Raw genomic sequence first — 18,670 nt, forward strand, 5'->3', positions numbered from 1 at the left:
TTTGAGAAGGGTCGGCGTGTCTGCGCCGCGCGGGCCGCGCTCTGGTCCATCGTGGACGGGTGGCTCGGCGTCAGCGGCGGTATCCCTCGGACACCAGCGATGAGCAGTGGGCGTTGATCGAACCGCTGTCGCGGACGTAGCTGGAATCCTGGTGGTACCGATCCCGAACTCGTTGGCCAGTGCGGTGTAGGTCTCGCCCTTGTTCAGCAGGGCCAGTACCAGCAACGCCTGGCGGCCGGGCGTGGGCCGGTGCTACCGGCTCCGCCATCACGGTGCGACGGTGGCGCAGCGCTCAGTGTCGATCCTTTCAGCGAGGAGCACGTCCTCACAGGTCTGGAGTCGACCGGCCCTTGGGCAGCCCCTCACTCACGAGCTGTGCAAGTTAGAGGCGCGCTGGGTGGTGCGGATCTCCTTGCCGCTATTCGGGACGGGCACGACATGGCGCTGCCCGCGAGCACGGCATCATCGACGCCCAGAGCGAGCACCGAATCTGGGCGGCGGACACCGCTCACCAGCGCGCCGGACCAGCCTTCGCGGCCCCAGAACGGCGGCTGCGCCCGACCCCGACATCGACCGCTTTCGGCCCTTGTCCGCAACACAGAGAGCCGTCAACGCCACGCACGCTCGCCATCAAGCCCTGGAAGATCCTCCGCAAGATGCGCTCCAGCCCGAACCACGCCCCCTGATCGCCACAGTTCCGACCCTCATGATCGCCAGCTCATAGCCAGATTGGCAAACGATAATAGAAGCATCTCTCTTGCACTCATAAGCCGAACTAGCTCATCATCTATTTATCCAATGACCTTAGAACGCTTTCCGAGATGATCCGGGCAGCATCGCTCAGAAGCGGGACTCGTGAATTATCTTCCGGCAGCGAGGGCATCTCAAGCAATCGAAGCCAGGCCTCACTGAAACTTTCGACATCGTCAGCGGCCTCGAACATGTCCCGTCCCGCGATCAAATACTCAGCCTCGGGGGCATGCCTAGCGCCGACACAAGTTAGAACTCTCATACGTAAAGCAATAGCATCAACTGCCACTAGTCCTATTCTCCCTGGATTGATGAGGACACTCGAAAGTCCAACGAGCTCAGGGATCTCGTCGCGGCTCATATGACCAAGAACTGTAACCTTTGCAGAATCAGCCTCCAGGAGACGAATTTTCTGGATTTCGTCACCTGAGCCCGCAACAATAAGCCAAGCATCTGGTCGGCGTTCAAACACTCGCCGCGCTGCAGACACTATCAGGTCAATATTCTTATACGACTCAAGCGCTCCAAGCACCACGGCACACTTGGCGTTGTGTGGGATTCCGAGGCGTCGTCTTACCTGCTCAGCCAACTCAGGACCATGCTGCGCCCGCGATAAGATCTGTGAAGTGTCCACTGTATTTCCGAACGCCGTAACTTGCGACTCGTCGAGAGTAGATCGGCGAAGGACTTCTACTCTGCCTGACTCAACGTACGTTAGAACATGTCGAGCACTCGAACATAGAACCCCTTCAAGCCTCTTCGAAAGTGGGCCTTCCAGATCTGTGTACCCCATGCCGTGACCCAACAGAATATAAGGAACGCCAGAAAACTTGCTCATCCAAGCGTTTCCGTTACCAGCGGCAAGCTCTGTCAAGACTAGATCGTAGTCTCTCTCCAGCAAATCTCGTCGAAAGTAGATCGATCTACCTTTTATGGTCATGACGCACTCAGGAACGCATCTTGCCCAGTTTGGAAGCCTAGCGTCGCCCCTCCTGCCCCCTACTGCTAAGCCTTCCGCGCCATAGACAAAGTCTACTTCAACAGAACTCTCCCTTAGTAGCCGTTGAACATGCTCGAACAGGGCAATTCGATACCCAGGGAAGTACGGCTGAGTCACCAACACAGAACCGCGACGGATCACTTGTTTACCTCATCTCTAGAGAAGGAGCGCGATCTCTGAAAAAAAGCCCCGAATACCCGCGATATTTAGAAGAAATCAGAAGCAATGGCACTACAGTAAACAGAAGTCTTTCGAAATCGACACTTATCCCGCCACGCACGAAAACGGCAAGCATCGGAAGTGACGCGGCATATATGGCAAGCGATCTGACAGAACCCTGCTGACGTTTATACCAACAATAACATTGCGAACTCACGAAACCCATTAAGCTGAGCTGAAGAATCACACCCATAAGTCCGAAATTGTACAATGGCTCACTCACAATCGAGTAAGAGTATCCAGTCTGCAAACCCGTCTGGTTGACAATAATTGCTTCGTTAATGATTTCGTCCCCTGAACGAGGCTTGGGAACATCGCCAAAGAACTGTCGTGGAATCGGTCGCGTTACAATCGAGAGATAGCTATCGCCAAAACCATAATCTAGCACGTTCGACGTGCCTGCAATCTGTAGAGCTAAGTTCCGCGCCATAGCTGTGTCGTCACCTTGCCATACAGTCGCAAGCGGATCGTCGGTTGCCGTAGCCGCAGCGTCGCTCAGACTGCCTCGATCGTCTGTATTTGACCGGTACTCTTGCGGCAGAATTATCACAAGACCTACAAAGAGCGGGATCAACGGCAACGTATACCGAAGCTTTGGTCCAGAGTTTTTGAGCAGCCAACGAGCAATTAAGAAGCTCAATAGGACCGGAACAAAAAAACTTCTATTTCCGGAAACAATAGCAATAGTTTGCGAGAGAGCTGCGATTAATAGACCGCCATACTTCATTCGCTTTGACGTGACCACCGTACCTCGAACGTACATATAGATACCTGGGCCGGCTAGCCATAGAGGAGCCGTGTACAGATATCCGCTGCTGTTGCGTAACGCATCAGCTGTCGTTTGGGATCGTCCCTCGAAAAAGATCAAGAAGCTCGATAGGCCACCTACCTGAGCAATGAATGTACTGTAGAGCGCCATTACAACCGCCGTGAGCACTAGCACCCGACGGTTCAGGACTTGCGCATCTGGATCGTTCATTCGCGAGTAGCCAATGAACGATTGCGAGATTGCGGGCAACCTGGCCAGCAGTACTGGGATCAGAAACGCAACGAGTCCCACTGCGCCTAAGTACAATGCTTGAGCATAAGTTGCCCCGATAAATAATCCTTGGTGGTAGCTCAAATCGCCACTTATAGCGTCACTCCATGGGCGACCGACGAAAATAATCGACCAGGCTGCGCAAAACCAGGTGCCAGGATGGAACCAGAAGTCCCGCTGAAAACGAAGTTTCAGCACTAAAAAAGCTGTTGAAGCTAAGACGGAGTTGACAGTTGCTGCCGCTCCTACGGTCAACAAGTTCTCAGCGTACTTCAAGACGATATACCATGCGAAACCCACAGTTGTACAGAGCAAGCCAATAGCCAAGCTAACTCTGATTCTCGGTTCATTCACGTACTTCATCGTGCCCGCCTCCTCTTCTAACGTCAGAATAAGCGAGCAGAAGAACACTCGAAGTGAACCCCGCGCCGGAGTAAATCAGCAGCAGTATGACTATGCCAGTTGGATTCCAAGCTGCCGCTAGCGGAACCCACAGCAGACACGCCGCGATAGCAGAAAAATTTGACACTAGAGCATAAGTGGGATACCCGTTCGCCCGTAAGACCAAATGGACCAACTTCCAGAGGCCTGTCAGGATGCCAAAGATTGAGACTAACGACCCCATCGTTGCCAACTCGGCATACTGGCGTCCGAAAACACTTTCGATCAGCACCGGCATCACTGGAAGAGAAACTAGCCCGATAGCTAGCACCAATGCTGCAGTAAGGATGGTGTATGGATTCTTGAAACTTGATGATTCTCTTTTTCGACTGAGAAGAGCCGGAGTAAATGCTTGCACTGGGAGAGAAATCGGAGATCCAGCGCTCTGACTAATACTCGTAGTGGCCGTTGCAGCTAGCCCACCGAATGTTGATATGAATGTCACACCTCGATCAGAGAATGCCATCCCGACTTGTGACAACGCGTGTCTACTACCGCTCGTCAGAACCTCTCTAGGCCCCACACGGTTTTCCCGCGTCTGCCGATCTACCGAACCCTTGGACACCCTATTTAAAACAGTTATGCAGCAGCTGAGTACAGTCAACTCCGACAGCAGCCAGACGACTAGGACTGCATCGATACCAATCGTATTGGCCGACATTCGAGATGAGAAAGCTAGCCCCAGCAGAGTAACTGACGGTAGAATCAACCCGGCAAGACTTACTGACGTTAACCCACGCCAACTGAACAAGAGGGCCAAGAGAACAACATTAGAGGAAGATCCAATGCATACTGCAGTGAACAAGCTTGCTGAGAGCAGCGATAGATCGAGAATTACATACATTAGAGCACTGGCCAGAAGTGCCAAAACTGTTGCAGTCGACGCAATCAGTATCAGCGCACCGTTGGACACTGACGCTTGACGACCTCGTTTCAGAATACGCTCACCTGCACCTAGCACTCCCACGAGACCAACCAAGCTAGAAACTACGTTCAGCACCGCAAGTGCTCCACGAACTTCGATCACCGTCGCCCGTGCGAGTATTACTCCTGCGGCTAAGTTTGCAGACATAACGAAGCTTTGAGTCGCCAGCGCTGCGACTTTTGACCCATGCTTAGAGAATCTGTCGAGGAAGCTCAAGTCAAACTCAATGCAGAGAAGAACTTGGTGTATAACTCGACAACATTACTGTGACTTAACTTGCGAGCCTCCAACGTGCCTTTGCGACGTATATATTGATCTTGATCTGTGCCCTCTTGGCCCAAGACTGCTTCGATCCTGTCGGCCCAAACTTCTGGATCGCGGCCAGATACAACTTCACACTGAGATGTATCAAGGAACTCAGCAACTCCTGTTGTTTCTCGACACAATACTCGAACACCTCGCATCGAGGCCTCAAGAACTGCAAGCCCATACGACTCGATTGAAGGGCTAAGCAACAATGAACTGGTGCGGTAAAGTCGATCGATCGATTCAGGATCAAGGATCCCCACATAGTCTACGTGATCGAACTTGAGGAGCCACTCCCGAACATCCTGTGGAGCGGCACCCGCAACAACTAGCCGAGTACGAGGCGCTGTCAACTTAGTAGCAGCAACAGCTAGATCTAGTCCCTTGAACGCATCGCCACGCCCGACATAGATCACCGATCGGTTCTTTCGAACGATACTGTAGTCGACCTCTTTCGGAATCGTTGAGGCGAGTGGAAGTACTTGGATTCTATCGCTACTGAATCCTCGGGATATAAACGATTCTCGAGCTACTGAGCTATAGACAACAATTCTATCCGACCTCTCGTACTCGAAATCTAGAGTATCTCTGAGTCGATTCTTCACTCGCTTAAAAGGGAAGCCCAGGAAGCACTCTATATCCTGTTCGAACACCTCATGATGAAAGTTTCTGCGCTCACAAATTGAGAATCGGTACTCGCCGCCGCTGCTACGAAGGAGACGGCTTCCAAGTCCCTCAACGAACATAAAGAGATCAATCGGCTTCTCTTTTGCAACTCTTTTTGCCATCTGTCTCATCGCAAACCGACTGATGGTAGGTGGAAGCTTGACACCAGCTCGAGCGAATATCGGATGGACTAAATCCATTGCCCCCAGGCTCTTATACTGGACGCCACTACGATCTATTTCTTGCGTTGGCACCCGCGTAGCTAAAGGCAGTACGAGTCGCCCCATTGCTGTGCTGTTTAGAAGTTCGCCCGCGCGGCTCGGCAGTCCCGCTCTGCCCACTAGCGTCGTCATATAGCCAGCCTGGGTTAGGCCGGCAAGAACGCTACCAACATGTGAAACATTTGAAGCGTACAGCGCAGTGGGCGGTAAAGTTTTCGCTGAGTGGTAGCTCAATTTAGCTTCCTTATCGAGGTTTGATAAGCGTGCGCCAAGGGTAATCCTAGTGCGTCAATAGACAGCTTTGATTTTATCGCACTCGCGCCGTTGATACCCATCTCGTACCGTAGTGCCGAGTCATTCAACAGCGCTTCGACCGCTCGTGCTAGTGATTCCGCGTCAGGTCTACATACAATTCCGCAGTTCGATTCAGAAACAATTTGTTTTAGACCGCAGGAATCGGTAATGACAACTGGAACGCCAGTCGCCATTGCTTCAAGAACGCACATTGGAAAGGGTTCGTTCACGCTCGGAAGCAGAAGAATGTCCGCCCGGGATATTCGCTCTGCAGCCATAGAGTAGTTTAACGGTCCTTCATAGATGACAGTCCGCACACCTAAACGATCAACTGTACTCTGCAGACCTGAAAGAGAGCCTTCGTCGTTGCCAACGATAGAGAACCGTACTTGATCCAAGTAGTCAAGTCGTGCTGCCACTTCAGCCACAGTTTCTGGACGCTTCCGTGGATGCAGTCGGCTACAGAATAGAACGTCTAGTTGTCTCCGATCTTTCTCAGGCATATTGTACTTCGAAATGGGTTTAACTTGCACGGCATTGAAGATCTTCCGGATTTGCTTATGCTGGAAGATGGCGGCAAGTTCTGCCTCTTCGAAGCTAGTCAGAGCTAGAATTGTTTCTGCTCGCCCAAGAAGCGGTTTGATTATAAGAGAATCAAGGAGCCGTACGGTCAGTCGCTGGCACCGAGAGATCATGCCATGCGGTTGCATGAGGAACGGAGTTGAGGTCAGAACACAGATGAGAGCTGTTCCCAAAGCTACGATGTCTCGACCCGCATGTATATGCACAATATCGAACTGGCGTACTCGTCGAAAAACTTGTAAGAAGAGCCTCAAACTCACTACGGAGGCAAACGATCGACCGAGCTTGCGGCCCGCGTAAGCTGTCACACTAATGCCGTCAATTGTATGGCTCTCGTCGGACTTTCGCGTAGATCCGCCAATGACTTCAACTTGATATCCACGCGGTCCCAACGCTTGCGCCTGAACCACGCTTACCCTGAGCGGACCGCCGTAAGACCCGTCGGAGGCGGCGACGGTCAGGACATGCAGAGCACGCATCACGAGCTCCTAGGAAGAGGGTTGCGGTAGTGGCTCTGGTAGTACTGGGAGTACTCACTCGCAGCGAACTCGCCTTTGAGCGGCACGCCATTCAGGACGCAACCTCCGACAGCGAGCCTTGCTGTTTCGATCATTTCTTTGCAAAGAGTGAGATCACTAATAGAGCTCTTCCCGTAGCGAGCAACGACCAACAGCTGGTCGGCGACTGCGGCGCAGCTTAACGCGTCGGCCACGGCCAACATAGGAGGGGTATCAATCAAGACAAAATCGTACCGTGATTTCAGATGCTGAACTAGATTTTTCATTTGGCTAGATGCGACTAGCTCATTTGGGTTCGGAGGCAATTTGCCACTGGCGAGCACATCGAAACCCAAAGCGGAGGATTGAACTGCTTGATGCGGACTGATGGAGGTCACGAATGTCGTACTCAAGCCAACACTGCCCTCGAGACCTAATCGTTGTGCGACCATCGGCCGGCGCAAATCTGCGTCGATTACAAGCACTTTGCTGCCGGCGGCGGAAAGCACCCGAGCCAAACTGATTACAACGGTAGTCTTTCCTTCCCCGGCCAAGCAGCTTGAAACTGCGAATATGCGGGGTTTCGTATCGACCGCTATGAACTGAACATTAGTACGTACTCGGCGGAACGCTTCGAGCACCCGAGAATCGCCGTCTGTCGAGATCGTATTCTCGTCTCCGGAATCTGGAATCACTCCCAGGACAGGAGCATCCACAGCTCTGCTCAACTGCTCACGACCTCGAACTTTGGTATCAAGGCGCTGATGCATCATAGCTGCGAGAAGACCCGCAACTGTCGAAGACAAGACCGCAATTGGAAGGGCGACGGATAGGCCGATTGAAGAAGGCACAGTTGGAGCCTGTGCCGGTTGAACCAGTTTGAGCACGACTGGAAGCGGAGAACTTGTGGGAGCTATAGGCGAATCCAGCTCCTGGGCAAGTGCGATGACAGAGTTGGCTGCTTGATCTGCGATACTGGCCGCGGCGCCTGGATTACTGTCAACTGCGGATATTTCTATCAGGACCGTATTGAGTGGGTTCGATGCCTTTAATTTTGCGCAGACCTCGGCGCTCGAGTAACTGTCCTGAGCCCCGTCTTGTACGACCGCTTCGCACACCCGTTGACTCGTTGCTAGTTCGGTGTACGAGCGAACACGTTCCGCCGAGAGCTGAGCCGACTGCAGGTAAGCTGTGCTCGTCGTATCGACCGTTTGAGCTGAAACATACAAGACGCTCGTCGCCGTATAGCTGGCTGGACTGACGACCCACACACCTAGAATTACCGCGGCAACTAGCACGAATGCGGCTACCGCGGTTTTCCAGCGACTACGCAGAAGCTTAGCGATAGAATCGATATCCATGGTGGTGAGTACTCCATTAAGATAGAATCGGGAAGCTACTAGATTCGTAGACGAAACAGCCTTTTAAGGTTCAGCACTGGCTCGAGCTTGCGCGGCTCCGACTCCGCACTTTTGACCAACTGGCAGTACGTCAAGCGCTACGACTCCCGCTTGGTGGCCGAGGAGAACCGACTGGTTTCGGGGTACGGCCAGATCGCAAGATCGCTTGGCCAATCTCCGCGCACAAATGAGACTCAAGCTGTGGGCGGTGACGACACCGCCATCTCGATCTCCAGTAGCCCCGAAGGCCCCACCGACTCCAGCGTGGGCCCGGACCAGCCGATAAGGGATCCGACAGCAGTGTCGACTCGAGCACCGAGAGCTCGGTCGACTTGTGCGCCGGGAGAGAACCGTGCCTGCCCAGTCCGATGGCTCCGCCGAGAGGCTGGCGGAGCCGAGGCTGGCAGGTACACCCTTGGAACTGCAGAACTGTAGCGCCAACGTCGGTGCGGACTAAGCGCACTGAGCCACCGGCCGGCGCCGGGTCTCTGGGTACGGGGGTTCGGCGCCGGGGTCTCACCTGTGCGGGCGCGTACGAGGGCACTGGGGCGTCTCCTCGGCTCGGACGTCCATGCCTTCGTTGGGGAGCACTGGGGCACCGCGCCACTGTTCCACGCAACAGCCGATTGCAAAAGGTCTGCCAATCTGCTCGATCTCGACGGAGTCTACGAGCTGTTGTCCTGCAGGGGACTGTGGACTCTGTTTCTGAGGCTCACGCGTAACGGGTCAGTGATCGACTCCACAGCTTCACCGGCCCCGGTGGTGTCGGGTCGGAGATCGCCGACCAGGTCCGCGACGACCGCGTCGCCGCGCTGTTTGCCGACCGCAAGCACCGTCGTCCTGCAGGCCTGCAGCGCACGTGGCCCGCGGTCGTCGACTTCTGCACCGCGCTCGCCGAGGACCTCGGCCACCCCGTGCGTACTGGCCAGCACCTACATCACTCCCCCGCAGTCGCGGGGCTTCTCCGCGCACCACGACGTGCACGACGTCGTCGTCCTGCGGCTCGCCGGGCGCAAGCGCTGGCGCGTTGACGAGCCCGTCCACGTCGACCCGCTGCGGTCCCAGCCGGGAGCGCAGCACGGCGCCACCGTCGCGGCGCGCGCCCGGGACGACGAGCCGGTCATTGAGCGTGGCCTCGAGCCGGGCGACGTGAAGTACCTTTCGCGCGGGCGACGGCACTCGGGGACGTATCGGCACATCTGACAATCGGTTTTCACGTCGTCACCCGTTACGCCCTGGCGGGATCGGTCCTGAACCTCATCGCTTCTGATGAGCGTCTGCGCACCAGCCTGCCGCTCGGCCTCGACCTCGCCGACCCCGCGCAGCTCGCCCCGCACCTCGACGCCGTGCGCGGCGCGCTGACCGATGCCGTCGCCGCCACTCGCTAACCGCCGCGCGCGTCGCCGACGACCCCGACGACACCTGGGGGTGCAGCCACATCGGCGGCTACCGCTGCGCCCCCTCCGTGGTGCTCCCCCGCTGCCTCACCTATGGCGGCCTCGGCCCGTGCGAGGCGCCCACGATCGTCCGCCACCACGCGCGGGCTCCGTCGTCCACGGGAAGCTGCGCGGCCGTTCCTCGCTGCCGCCCGCGGTCCAGTCCTCCCAGCACCACGCACGGCTCGCCATCGGCGCGACCGGTCCGGACGACCTGCGCGTCGGCGAGGTGACCTCCGACGGTGCTCCCGCCGAGAGGTCACGTTCACCCGCGCCGGAGTGTGGATGCAGATGCAGGAACGGTCCGTTCCGGTCGACCGGCCCCTGACCTGCGCCGCGAGGCCGGCCGGGCGGATCGGGGTGTTCGACCTCGTCGACGCCCGCTGCTGACCGGCGGTCACGGCACGTAGTCAAGATTGTCGATCTGCCCCCGAGATCGTTAATGAGGGGGTATTCGATCTCGACAGCCTGATCGAGAACAGGGCCGAAGGGCCCGGATCGCACAGGGGGATCGACGCGATGACCGCACCGGCGCACCGCACCACCATCCGGCAGGCCCGCACCACGGCCGACCCGGTCGGCGAGGCCACCCGGGCCACCGAGGCCGCGGCCGCCGCCGTCGACGAGGCCACCCGGACCGTCGAGCTCGCCGTCGTCACCGCGGTTCCGGCCGCCGCACCGCGCCGCACCGCCGGCCGCGCCTACACGGTGCTCAACGCCGTCGTCGCCCTGCTGCTGATCCTGCTGCTCGCCCCGGTCATGCTCGCCGTCGCGATCGCCGTGAAGCTCGACGGCGGCCCGGTGTTCTTCCGCCAGACCCGCGTCGGCCGCGGCGGCAGCGACTTCGAGATGCTGAAGTTCCGGTCCATGGTCGTCGACGCCGAGGCCCGCCTCGCCGCGCTCGCCGCCCGCAACGAGGGCGCCGGCCCGCTGTTCAAGATGTGCTTCGACCCCCGCGTCACCCGCGTCGGCTGCGTCCTCCGCCGCTACTCCCTCGACGAGCTGCCCCAGCTGTTCAACGTCGTCGCCGGGACCATGCACCTCGTCGGCCCCCGCCCCGCCCTGCGCCGCGAGGTCGACGCCTACTGCCCGCTGGCCGCACGCCGCCTCGCAGTCAAGCCCGGCCTGACCGGCCTGTGGCAGGTGTCCGGCCGCAGCGACCTGTCCTGGGACGAGTCCATCCGCCTCGACGCCGAGTACGTCGAGCGCTGGTCCCCGATGCTCGACCTGCAGATCCTCGCCCGCACCGCCGGTGCGGTCACCCGCGGCGGGGGCGCCTACTGACCACCCGACTCCCGGGTCCTCCGCGACGGCGGGGGCGGACACCGCACCGGTGACCGCCCCCGCCGTCGTTGTTCTCCGGCGCAAGCACGTGCATGACCGGGCTCCCGGTGGGGTAGCCGCCCCCCGACCGTCCCGACCGACTCTGGAGACCACCATGGCTCTGAACGACGACGACATCACCACGAGCGGCGACTCGGGCCCCGAGGGCCCCGCGGACTCCGGCGCTGGCCAGGGCACCCCCGGCCAGCACGACGGCGGCGCCGACGGCGGCGCCGACTCCGGCGCCGAGGGCCCGGCCGACTCCGGCGCCGGCCAGGGCACCCCCGGCCAGCACGACGGCGGCGCCGACGGCGGCGCGGACTCCGGCGCCGAGGGCCCCGCGGACTCCGGTGCCGGCGAGGGCACCCCGGGCCAGCACGACGGCGGCGCCGACGGTGGCGCCGACAGCGGTGCGAACTGAGCTGAGCGAGCCGACGGCCGGTGCCGGATCGCCCCCCGCGGGCACCCCGGCGCCGGCCGGCGCGCGCGCGGCGTCCGGGAACGGCGCCCTCGCGCGGCTGGTCGGCTCGGACACCGACACGTTCGGCGCCCGGCACTGGGGCACCACCGCGCTGCTGCGCACCGGCGCGGACACCGGCGCGTTCGGCGACCTGCTCGACCTCGACGGCGTCGACGAGCTGCTGTCCCGTCGCGGGCTGCGCACCCCGTTCCTGCGGCTGGCCCGCAACGGGTCCGTCGTCGGCTCGGGTGACTTCACCGGCCCGGGCGGGGTGGGCGCCGAGATCGGCGACCAGGTCCGCGACGACAGGGTCGCCGCGCTGTTCGGCGACGGCAGCACCGTCGTCCTGCAGGCGCTGCACCGCGTCTGGCCCGGCGTCATCGACTTCTGCACCGCGCTCGCCGAGGACCTCGGCCACCCCGTGCAGGCGAACGCCTACATCACCCCGCCCCAGTCGCAGGGCTTCTCCGCCCACTACGACGTGCACGACGTGTTCGTGCTGCAGCTGGCCGGGCAGAAGCACTGGCGCGTCCACGCACCGGTCCACACCGACCCGCTGCGCAGCCAGCCCTGGAGCGACCACGGCGACGCCGTCGCCGCCCGCGCCCGCGACGACGAGCCCGTGATCGACCGGGTCCTCGAACCCGGTGACGTGCTCTACCTCCCCCGCGGCTGGCTGCACTCCGCCACCGCACTCGGCGACGTCTCGGCGCACCTGACCGTCGGCGTCCACGTGGTGACCCGGTACGCGCTGGTCGAGTCGCTGCTGGGCCTGGTCGCCTCCGACGAGCGGCTGCGCGCGAGCCTGCCGCTGGGCGTCGACCTCGCCGACCCTGAGCAGCTCGCCCCGCACCTCGACGCGGTCCGCGCCGCGCTGACCGGTGCCCTCGCCGCCGTCCCCGCCGAGGACGTGTCACGCCGGGTCCGGGGCCGGTTGTGGTCCGGCGGGCGCCCGGAGCCGGTCCGGCCGGTCGCCGCCGCTGCGTTCGCCCGCGATCTCGCGCCCGGGGACACCGTGCGCCGGCGTCTCGGGGTGCACCACCGCCTCGTCCCGGGTGATGATCGGGTCGTGCTGGAACTGGCGGAGAAGACGCTGACGCTGCCCGCCGTCGTCGCACCCGCTCTGGCGGCCCTGCTCGGCGGCGGAACGCACACCGTCGGGGACCTGCCCGGGCTGGACGCCGACGACCAGATCGTCCTCGTCCGGCGGCTGCTGCGCGAGGGCGTGCTCGTCCCGGCCTCGGCGTGACCGCGGCCCGGGAGTACCAGCGCTGCGCCGAGCTCGCCGAGGCGGCCGGTGACCCGGCGGAGGGCACTGCGCCGCCCGCGCGGCACTGGTTCCTCGTCGAGCATCCCGGGCCGTGGCCGCGTCAGGCCCTGGCCGGGCTCGACCCCGCCGCCGCGGCGGCGCTCGGGTCCTGGGCCGGGGAGGTGGGCGCGCGGGTCGTGCTCGTGCGCCGGCCCGGGCGCCGGGACCGCGACACCGTCGAGCCGGGGCGGCGCTGGTTCCGCGTCGACGCCCGGCCCGGGCACGAGGACGTCCGCACCGGCATCTGGTCCTCCCCCGCCGAGCTGGCCGCCGCCGTCCACGCCGACGGCGACCCGCACCGCGACCCGCTGGTGCTGGTCTGCGCGCACGGCCGCCACGACGCCTGCTGCGCCGTCCGCGGTCGGCCGCTCGCCGCCGCGCTCGTCGCCGACGACCCCGAGGGCACCTGGGAGTGCAGCCACATCGGCGGCTGCCGGTTCGCCCCCGCCCTGGTGCTGCTCCCCCACGGCCTGACCTACGGCGGCGTGACCCCGGCCGACGGGCCCGCCGTCGTGCGGGAGTACGGACGCGGGCTCGTCGTCCCCGGTCTGCTGCGGGGGCGCTCCGCGCTGCCGCCCGCCGTGCAGGCCGCCCAGCACCACGCGCGTGCCGTCACCGGCGCGACCGGGGTGGACGACCTGCGCGTCGCGGACGTCGACTCCGACGGGCGGCCCCCCGGGCACACGTCCTGGCGGGTCACGTTCCACCACCCGGACTGCGTGGTGCAGGTGCGGGAACGGTTCGTGGAGGTGGACCGGCCGCTGACGTGTGCGGCGCGGCCGGCGGGCCGGATCCGGGTCTTCGACCTCGTCGACACCCGCACCTGACCTCCGGCGGGGCGGCCGTCGTTTCCGAAACGGAAACGACGGGGCCGATCATCCCGTCCCCACCGGAGCCCTGGATGACCTGCGGACAGGTCGTGGCGAGGCGACCCGCGCTGTCCGGTGTCGCCCGATGTGAGGCGGGAGACAGCCCGACGGCGATAACAGTGCGGTAGTGGTGTTCGGTTGCACCACTACGACGCCGTCGCCCCACCACGCTCCCCACGAAGGAACGGAACACCCCCATGGACCCCCAGACCCCCGTCGTCATCCTCTGCGGAGGCAAGGGCACCCGCATCCGCGAGGCATCGGAGAGCCTGCCCAAGGCGATGGTCGAGATCGGTGACCGGCCGATCGTCTGGCACATCATGAAGACCTACCGGGAGCACGGCTTCCGGCGCTTCATCCTGTGCCTGGGGTACAAGAGCTGGGCGATCAAGGAGTACTTCCTCGACTACCGGGCACGCTCGGCGGACTTCACGCTGTCCATGTCCGACCGGCACCGCATCGACTTCCACAACGGCGTCGACGAGGACTGGGAGATCACCTTCGCCGAGACCGGGCTGGAGGCCGCCACCGGCTCCCGGGTGCGCACCATCGCCCCCTACGTCGACACCGACAACTTCTTCCTGACCTACGGCGACGGCGTCGGCACCGTCGACATCACCGCGCTGGCCAAGGAGCACGAGCAGTCCGGGAAGATCGGCACCGTCACCGGGGTGCACCCGACGTCGAAGTTCGGCGAGATGAACGTCGAGGGCGACCGGGTCGTGGAGTTCAACGAGAAGCCCACCCAGGTCACCGGCTTCGTCTCCGGCGGGTACTTCGCCTTCCGCCGCGAGTTCCTCGACACCTACCTCGGCGAGCCCGGCGACGACGGCGTGTGGCTCGAGCACGAGCCGCTGCAGCGCCTGGCCCGCGACGGGCAGCTCAACGTGCACCGCCACGAGGACTTCTGGTCGGCGATGGACACCTTCAAGGACTTCGAGTACCTCAACAGCCTGTGGGCGCGCGGCGAGGCGCCCTGGAAGATCTGGGCCTGACCGGTCCCGAAACGGACGAAGTAACAGTTTCCACCCACTCGACGAGGTCGTCGGCGTAACCCTGCGCCGACGGACGGACGACCGTGACCGACACACCCAGCGCGTACGGGAACCGGATGCACATGGGCATCCGGTCCCGGCGTCCGCGCCACCACCCGGCCGACGACGCCCCCGTCCTGGCGGCGCCGTGACCGGCCCGTCGCGGCCCACGGCCGCACGCGGCGCCGCTCCCCGGTGGGTCATCGGTCATCTCACCGGGCTCGACGGGCTCGACTCCGTCGCCGCCGAGTGGGACGACCTCGTCGACCGCTGCGCCACCGCCACCCCGTTCCAGCGCAGTGCCTGGCTGAGGGCGTGGTGGCAGCACTACGGCCCGGCCGGCGAACCCTGCCTGGTCACGGTGCGGCGCGACGGTCTGCTCGTCGCGGGCGCCGCGGTCTTCACCGAACGGCGGGGCGGTGTACGGCGGCTCGCTCCCGTGGGCCGCGGTCTGTCCGACGTCACGGAGTTCCTCGCCGACGACACCCACCGCGGGCCGGCCGTGCCGTACCTCGCCGACGCACTGCTCGCCGTGCGCGACTGGCACGTGATGGACCTACCCGAGATCCGGGAGGGCAGCGTCGCGTCCGTGCTCGCCGCGGTGTGGCCGGGACGGACGGTCCGTACCCCCGCCTCGGTGTGCCCGGAGATCCCCCACCGGACCGTCGACGACATGCTCGCCGCCGGTCCCGCCCCGAAGTACCTGCGCCGCCGGCTGCGTACCGCGGAACGGTCCGGCATCACCTGCGCCGCCGCACCGGCCGAGGACCTTCCCCGCGCCGTGGACACCCTCCTCGAGCTCCACCACCGCCAGTGGGCCGGGCGTGCGATCAACCCGGAGCACCACGCGCACCGCTTCCGCGGGCTGCTCACCGACGCCGTGCCCGGCCTCGCCCGAGCGGGCGCCGCCCAGATCGACCTGTACCACCGCGACGGGCGTCCGGTAGCGGCCGAGCTTCTCCTGCTCGGCGGCCGATCCGTGCACAGCTACCTCGTCGGGGCCGATCCGGCCCTGCGCGCCGACGTCGACGTCGCGGCGCTCACCATCCGGCGCGGGATCGAGGTGGTGGCCGAGCGGGACCTCGCGTCACTGGACATGCTCCGCGGGGACGAGCCGTACAAGCGGCGCTGGCGGGCCGTACCCATCCACCAGGAACGGGCGCTGCTCATCGCACGCCGGTCCGTGCCGGTCCTGGCCCTGGTGACCGCGGCCCGCGCCCGTGCCGCACTGCGACGGCGTATCGCCGGGGGGACCCTGCACCGAGTGCTCGGCGAGGCGGTCCGCCGGTGGCGCGGTGACGGGCCGGTGGGCCTCGTCCGGGCCGTGCGCGCTAGGACGGGGTCCCGCCGAGTGCCTCGGTCGGGTTGAGGTCCGCGTACTGCGCCACCGTTCCGTTGCGCACCGCATCCCACAGATCCGCGGCACGCCCGTCGAGGTAGACGACCGACTGCGCGCCCTCCCGACCCAGACCGGCGACCGGCGCCGTCACGAAGGCCACCCCCGACCCGCGCAGGTTCCGGTTCTCCAGTGCCAGCTGCACCAGCCCCGTGTTCGACAACGAGTCGTCGACGCTCACCGCATCGCCGACGCTGGTGGCGAAAGCGTAGAGCGCGGCCGGGTCCGTGCTCGCCTTCTCCTGGACCTTCTCCAGCAGCGCCCTGATCGCGTTCTGCTGGCGCGCCGCACGGTCGATGTCGCCGTTCGGCAGGCCGTAGCGCTGCCGGACGTAGGCCAGGGCCTCGCCCCCGTCGAGGTGGTTCTCCCCCGCGGTGAAGTCCACCCCGGCGTTGCTCGTGGCCCGCGCGACCGTCACGTCGATCCCGCCGACCGAGTCGACCAGCGAGGTGAACCCGGCGAAGTCGATGACGCCGAAGTGGTCGACCCGCACCCCGGTCAGGTTCTCGACGGTCTCGATGAGCAGCGGTGCACCACCGAACGCGTACGCGGCGTTGATCTTGTTCGTGCCGCGGCCCGGGATCTCGACCCAGGAGTCGCGCGGGATGGACACGACGCTGCCGTGCTCCCCGTCCGGAGCCAGGGTGCCGAGCATGATGACGTCGGAGCGCTGCGATCCCGCGTCGACCCCCGGAGTGGCGTCGACGCCGGTGGTGGGCTCCGAGGAGCGCGAGTCCGTCCCGACGAGCAGGAACGTCGTGCCGCCGAACGACGCCGGGCGGCTTCCCGCGTCGATGCCGCGGAACGCGTCGGGGATGCGGGAGATGCCTCCGCCGATGCTGGAGGTCAGGTACGCGACGGCGCCCGCCACGGCGAGCAGCAGTACCAGTACGACGGCGAGCAACGCCACGAGCACGCGACGGCCCCGGCGGCCGGGTCGCCCCGTCTGCAGGCCGGGCACGACGTCGTCGTGCCGGGTCGGGGGTACGGCGTCGCGCATCAGGTCTCCTGGATGATCCGGATCGGTTCACCCGGTTCGTCGTCCGGCGGCGACCGGCGTTACCGCGGAACCCGCGGCCACCCCGTCGGTTGTACGCAACGTGATGAATCGCTGCAGATCAAGGCCCCGGAAGGCACTCAGCGCAACGTCGGATACGCCAGACCTCATCACATCTGTGGAACCGGTGGCCCTCACGCTAATGGTCCGCACGGCCCAGGCGAATCCAGGGACAGAACGGCCGCACGGCCGTCGCGGACCGAACAGGAGACCCGATGAGCGTCACGCCCGACATCCCGGCCGCCACCGTCGCGGCGATCCCGGCGCCCCGCGCCGCCGCCGAGGACGCCGGGCCGCCGCCCGTCGCCACCGTCCCGGCCGGCGCCGGGCTCTGCCGCTGCGGCCACGAGCGCGACGCGCACGAGCACTATCGCGCCGGCACCGACTGCGGAGTCTGCGGCGTCAGCTGCCGGGCCTTCCGCGCACGCACCGGTGCCGGTGCCGGGCGTGCTGCCGGCCGGGCCGCCCGCCTCACCTCGGCGCTGCTGCGTCGCCGCTGACCCGTGGCCGCCGTCCCGCGGACGGTCCGCCCGCGGGACGCACACGGGAGCCCCTGCCGTTCGGAACGGCAGGGGCTCCTGTACGTCCGGGTGCGCCGGCCGGTGCGGATACCGGTCAGTGCACCGACGCGAAGACCACGACGTTCTCCCGGTAGGAACGCGCGGCCCGGTCGAACGATCCGCCACAGGTGATGAGACGCAGCTGCGCGTTCGCCGTCGGTCCGTACACCTCGTCGGACGGGAACCGGTCCTTCGGGTAGACCTCGATCCGGTCGACCGTGAACGTCGTCGACCGCCCGTCGGTCCGGGGAACGGTGACCGTCGCGCCGACCGGGATCTCCTGCAGCCGCCAGAACACCGCGGGCCCGCGGAACGAGTCGACGTGGCCGACGATCACCGCCGGTCCCGCCTGCCCCGGGGTCGGCCCACCGGTCCAGAAACCGATGCGGTCGAAATCGGCGGGCGCACCGAGCGCACCGTCCGGTCCGATCGTCAACTGCTCCGGAGACCCCGCGCGCAGCCCGATCGCGGGCACCACGAGCCCGGACGGCGGCGCGACCGGGCGGGCGCGCGGCGCGGACGACGGCGGCGACGACGCCGCGACCCGGCCGACCGGGGCGGCCGGCGGGCCGGCGACACGCACCGCCTCCCCGGCCGGGGCGACGGGCGGATCGGGATCTCCGAGCAGGACGGGCAGCAGCGGGAGGGCGAGCAGGGCAGCCACGGCCGCCGCGCGCGCCGCGGGGCCGGACGGCACCGGTTCGGGACGGACCACGGCCACGAGCCGGCGCGCGCGCTCGACGGGGCCGGGCCGCGTGACCAGTGGCGGACTCCACGCAGGTCCGACCGGGGTCCGCATCGGGGCGCGCCACGGCGCACCGTCGGCGTCGAGGTGGACCGGGTCGGCCGGCGGCGGACCGGCCGGACGGGAGTGCTCGGGGGACAC

Annotated in this window: 16 protein-coding genes; 8 read left to right on the top strand and 8 right to left on the bottom strand. The window is 64.4% G+C overall.

Going from position 1 to position 18,670, the window contains the following annotated elements:
• Nucleotides 1-787 precede the first annotated feature (787 nt).
• From ZF1_RS21110 to ZF1_RS21135, 6 genes are all read right to left on the bottom strand, one after another.
• Complete coding sequence (locus tag ZF1_RS21110; protein WP_482638163.1) at nt 788-1,624, bottom strand: glycosyltransferase; 837 nt, start codon at nt 1,622-1,624, stop codon at nt 788-790.
• Nucleotides 1,625-1,895: 271 nt separating this feature from the next.
• Nucleotides 1,896-3,371, bottom strand: coding sequence for an O-antigen polymerase (locus ZF1_RS21115; protein WP_482638164.1), 1,476 nt, complete (start codon nt 3,369-3,371; stop codon nt 1,896-1,898).
• A gap of 1,215 nt (nt 3,372-4,586) precedes the next feature.
• The gene (locus tag ZF1_RS21120) at nt 4,587-5,477 is read right to left on the bottom strand and encodes a glycosyltransferase family 4 protein (RefSeq protein WP_482638165.1); all 891 of its coding nucleotides are present in this window, start codon (nt 5,475-5,477) and stop codon (nt 4,587-4,589) included.
• 320 nt (nt 5,478-5,797) lie between these two features.
• The gene (locus ZF1_RS21125; RefSeq protein WP_482638166.1) at nt 5,798-6,922 is read right to left on the bottom strand and encodes a glycosyltransferase; all 1,125 of its coding nucleotides are present in this window, start codon (nt 6,920-6,922) and stop codon (nt 5,798-5,800) included.
• Nucleotides 6,922-8,301 (bottom strand): tyrosine-protein kinase domain-containing protein, encoded by a 1,380-nt coding sequence (locus ZF1_RS21130; RefSeq protein WP_482638167.1) that lies wholly within the window; start codon nt 8,299-8,301, stop codon nt 6,922-6,924. The genes ZF1_RS21125 and ZF1_RS21130 overlap by 1 nt, the downstream gene beginning before the upstream one ends.
• A gap of 704 nt (nt 8,302-9,005) precedes the next feature.
• Nucleotides 9,006-9,272 (bottom strand): hypothetical protein, encoded by a 267-nt coding sequence (locus tag ZF1_RS21135; protein WP_482638168.1) that lies wholly within the window; start codon nt 9,270-9,272, stop codon nt 9,006-9,008.
• Between the two features lie 46 nt (nt 9,273-9,318).
• Here ZF1_RS21135 and ZF1_RS21140 point away from each other — a divergent pair, with 46 nt between their 5' ends.
• The 7 genes from ZF1_RS21140 (at nt 9,319) to ZF1_RS21170 (ending at nt 16,140) form a co-directional block, all read left to right on the top strand.
• Nucleotides 9,319-9,543, top strand: a complete 225-nt coding sequence (locus tag ZF1_RS21140) for a JmjC domain-containing protein (RefSeq protein ID WP_482638169.1) — start codon at nt 9,319-9,321, stop codon at nt 9,541-9,543.
• A 752-nt stretch (nt 9,544-10,295) separates the two neighbouring features.
• Nucleotides 10,296-11,060, top strand: a complete 765-nt coding sequence (locus tag ZF1_RS21145) for a sugar transferase (protein WP_482638170.1) — start codon at nt 10,296-10,298, stop codon at nt 11,058-11,060.
• Between the two features lie 154 nt (nt 11,061-11,214).
• Nucleotides 11,215-11,520 (top strand): hypothetical protein, encoded by a 306-nt coding sequence (locus ZF1_RS21150; protein ID WP_482638171.1) that lies wholly within the window; start codon nt 11,215-11,217, stop codon nt 11,518-11,520.
• The gene (locus ZF1_RS21155) at nt 11,510-12,808 is read left to right on the top strand and encodes a cupin domain-containing protein (RefSeq protein ID WP_482638172.1); all 1,299 of its coding nucleotides are present in this window, start codon (nt 11,510-11,512) and stop codon (nt 12,806-12,808) included. Before ZF1_RS21150 ends, ZF1_RS21155 begins: the two co-directional genes overlap by 11 nt.
• Nucleotides 12,805-13,695 carry a sucrase ferredoxin gene (locus ZF1_RS21160; RefSeq protein WP_482638173.1) on the top strand — a complete coding sequence of 297 codons (891 nt, stop codon included), beginning with the start codon at nt 12,805-12,807 and terminating at the stop codon, nt 13,693-13,695. Before ZF1_RS21155 ends, ZF1_RS21160 begins: the two co-directional genes overlap by 4 nt.
• 239 nt (nt 13,696-13,934) lie before the next feature.
• Nucleotides 13,935-14,732: a glucose-1-phosphate cytidylyltransferase gene (locus ZF1_RS21165; RefSeq protein ID WP_482638174.1), complete on the top strand. Its 798-nt coding sequence runs from the start codon at nt 13,935-13,937 to the stop codon at nt 14,730-14,732.
• Between the two features lie 187 nt (nt 14,733-14,919).
• Complete coding sequence (locus tag ZF1_RS21170; RefSeq protein ID WP_482638175.1) at nt 14,920-16,140, top strand: GNAT family N-acetyltransferase; 1,221 nt, start codon at nt 14,920-14,922, stop codon at nt 16,138-16,140.
• Here the strand turns inward: ZF1_RS21170 and ZF1_RS21175 are convergent.
• Complete coding sequence (locus tag ZF1_RS21175; RefSeq protein ID WP_482638176.1) at nt 16,103-17,167, bottom strand: LCP family protein; 1,065 nt, start codon at nt 17,165-17,167, stop codon at nt 16,103-16,105. The two genes, ZF1_RS21170 and ZF1_RS21175, sit on opposite strands and share 38 nt — an antisense overlap.
• A 272-nt stretch (nt 17,168-17,439) precedes the next feature.
• On the opposite strand from ZF1_RS21175, the gene ZF1_RS21180 reads away from it, so the two are divergent.
• Nucleotides 17,440-17,724, top strand: coding sequence for a hypothetical protein (locus ZF1_RS21180; protein ID WP_482638177.1), 285 nt, complete (start codon nt 17,440-17,442; stop codon nt 17,722-17,724).
• Nucleotides 17,725-17,839: 115 nt separating this feature from the next.
• Here ZF1_RS21180 and ZF1_RS21185 read toward each other — a convergent pair whose 3' ends face one another.
• The gene (locus tag ZF1_RS21185; protein ID WP_476652378.1) at nt 17,840-18,670 is read right to left on the bottom strand and encodes a class F sortase; all 831 of its coding nucleotides are present in this window, start codon (nt 18,668-18,670) and stop codon (nt 17,840-17,842) included.

It is taken from the genome of Pseudonocardia sp. ZF1, assembly GCF_056835605.1.

Coding starts and splice junctions, on each gene's coding strand:
- ZF1_RS21115 (WP_482638164.1), bottom strand. CDS start 3,371: ATGAAGTACGTGAATGAACCGAGAATCAGAGTTAGCTTGGCTATTGGC.
- ZF1_RS21120 (WP_482638165.1), bottom strand. CDS start 5,477: ATGAGACAGATGGCAAAAAGAGTTGCAAAAGAGAAGCCGATTGATCTC.
- ZF1_RS21125 (WP_482638166.1), bottom strand. CDS start 6,922: ATGCGTGCTCTGCATGTCCTGACCGTCGCCGCCTCCGACGGGTCTTAC.
- ZF1_RS21130 (WP_482638167.1), bottom strand. CDS start 8,301: ATGGATATCGATTCTATCGCTAAGCTTCTGCGTAGTCGCTGGAAAACC.
- ZF1_RS21145 (WP_482638170.1), top strand. CDS start 10,296: ATGACCGCACCGGCGCACCGCACCACCATCCGGCAGGCCCGCACCACG.
- ZF1_RS21150 (WP_482638171.1), top strand. CDS start 11,215: ATGGCTCTGAACGACGACGACATCACCACGAGCGGCGACTCGGGCCCC.
- ZF1_RS21165 (WP_482638174.1), top strand. CDS start 13,935: ATGGACCCCCAGACCCCCGTCGTCATCCTCTGCGGAGGCAAGGGCACC.
- ZF1_RS21175 (WP_482638176.1), bottom strand. CDS start 17,167: ATGCGCGACGCCGTACCCCCGACCCGGCACGACGACGTCGTGCCCGGC.
- ZF1_RS21180 (WP_482638177.1), top strand. CDS start 17,440: ATGAGCGTCACGCCCGACATCCCGGCCGCCACCGTCGCGGCGATCCCG.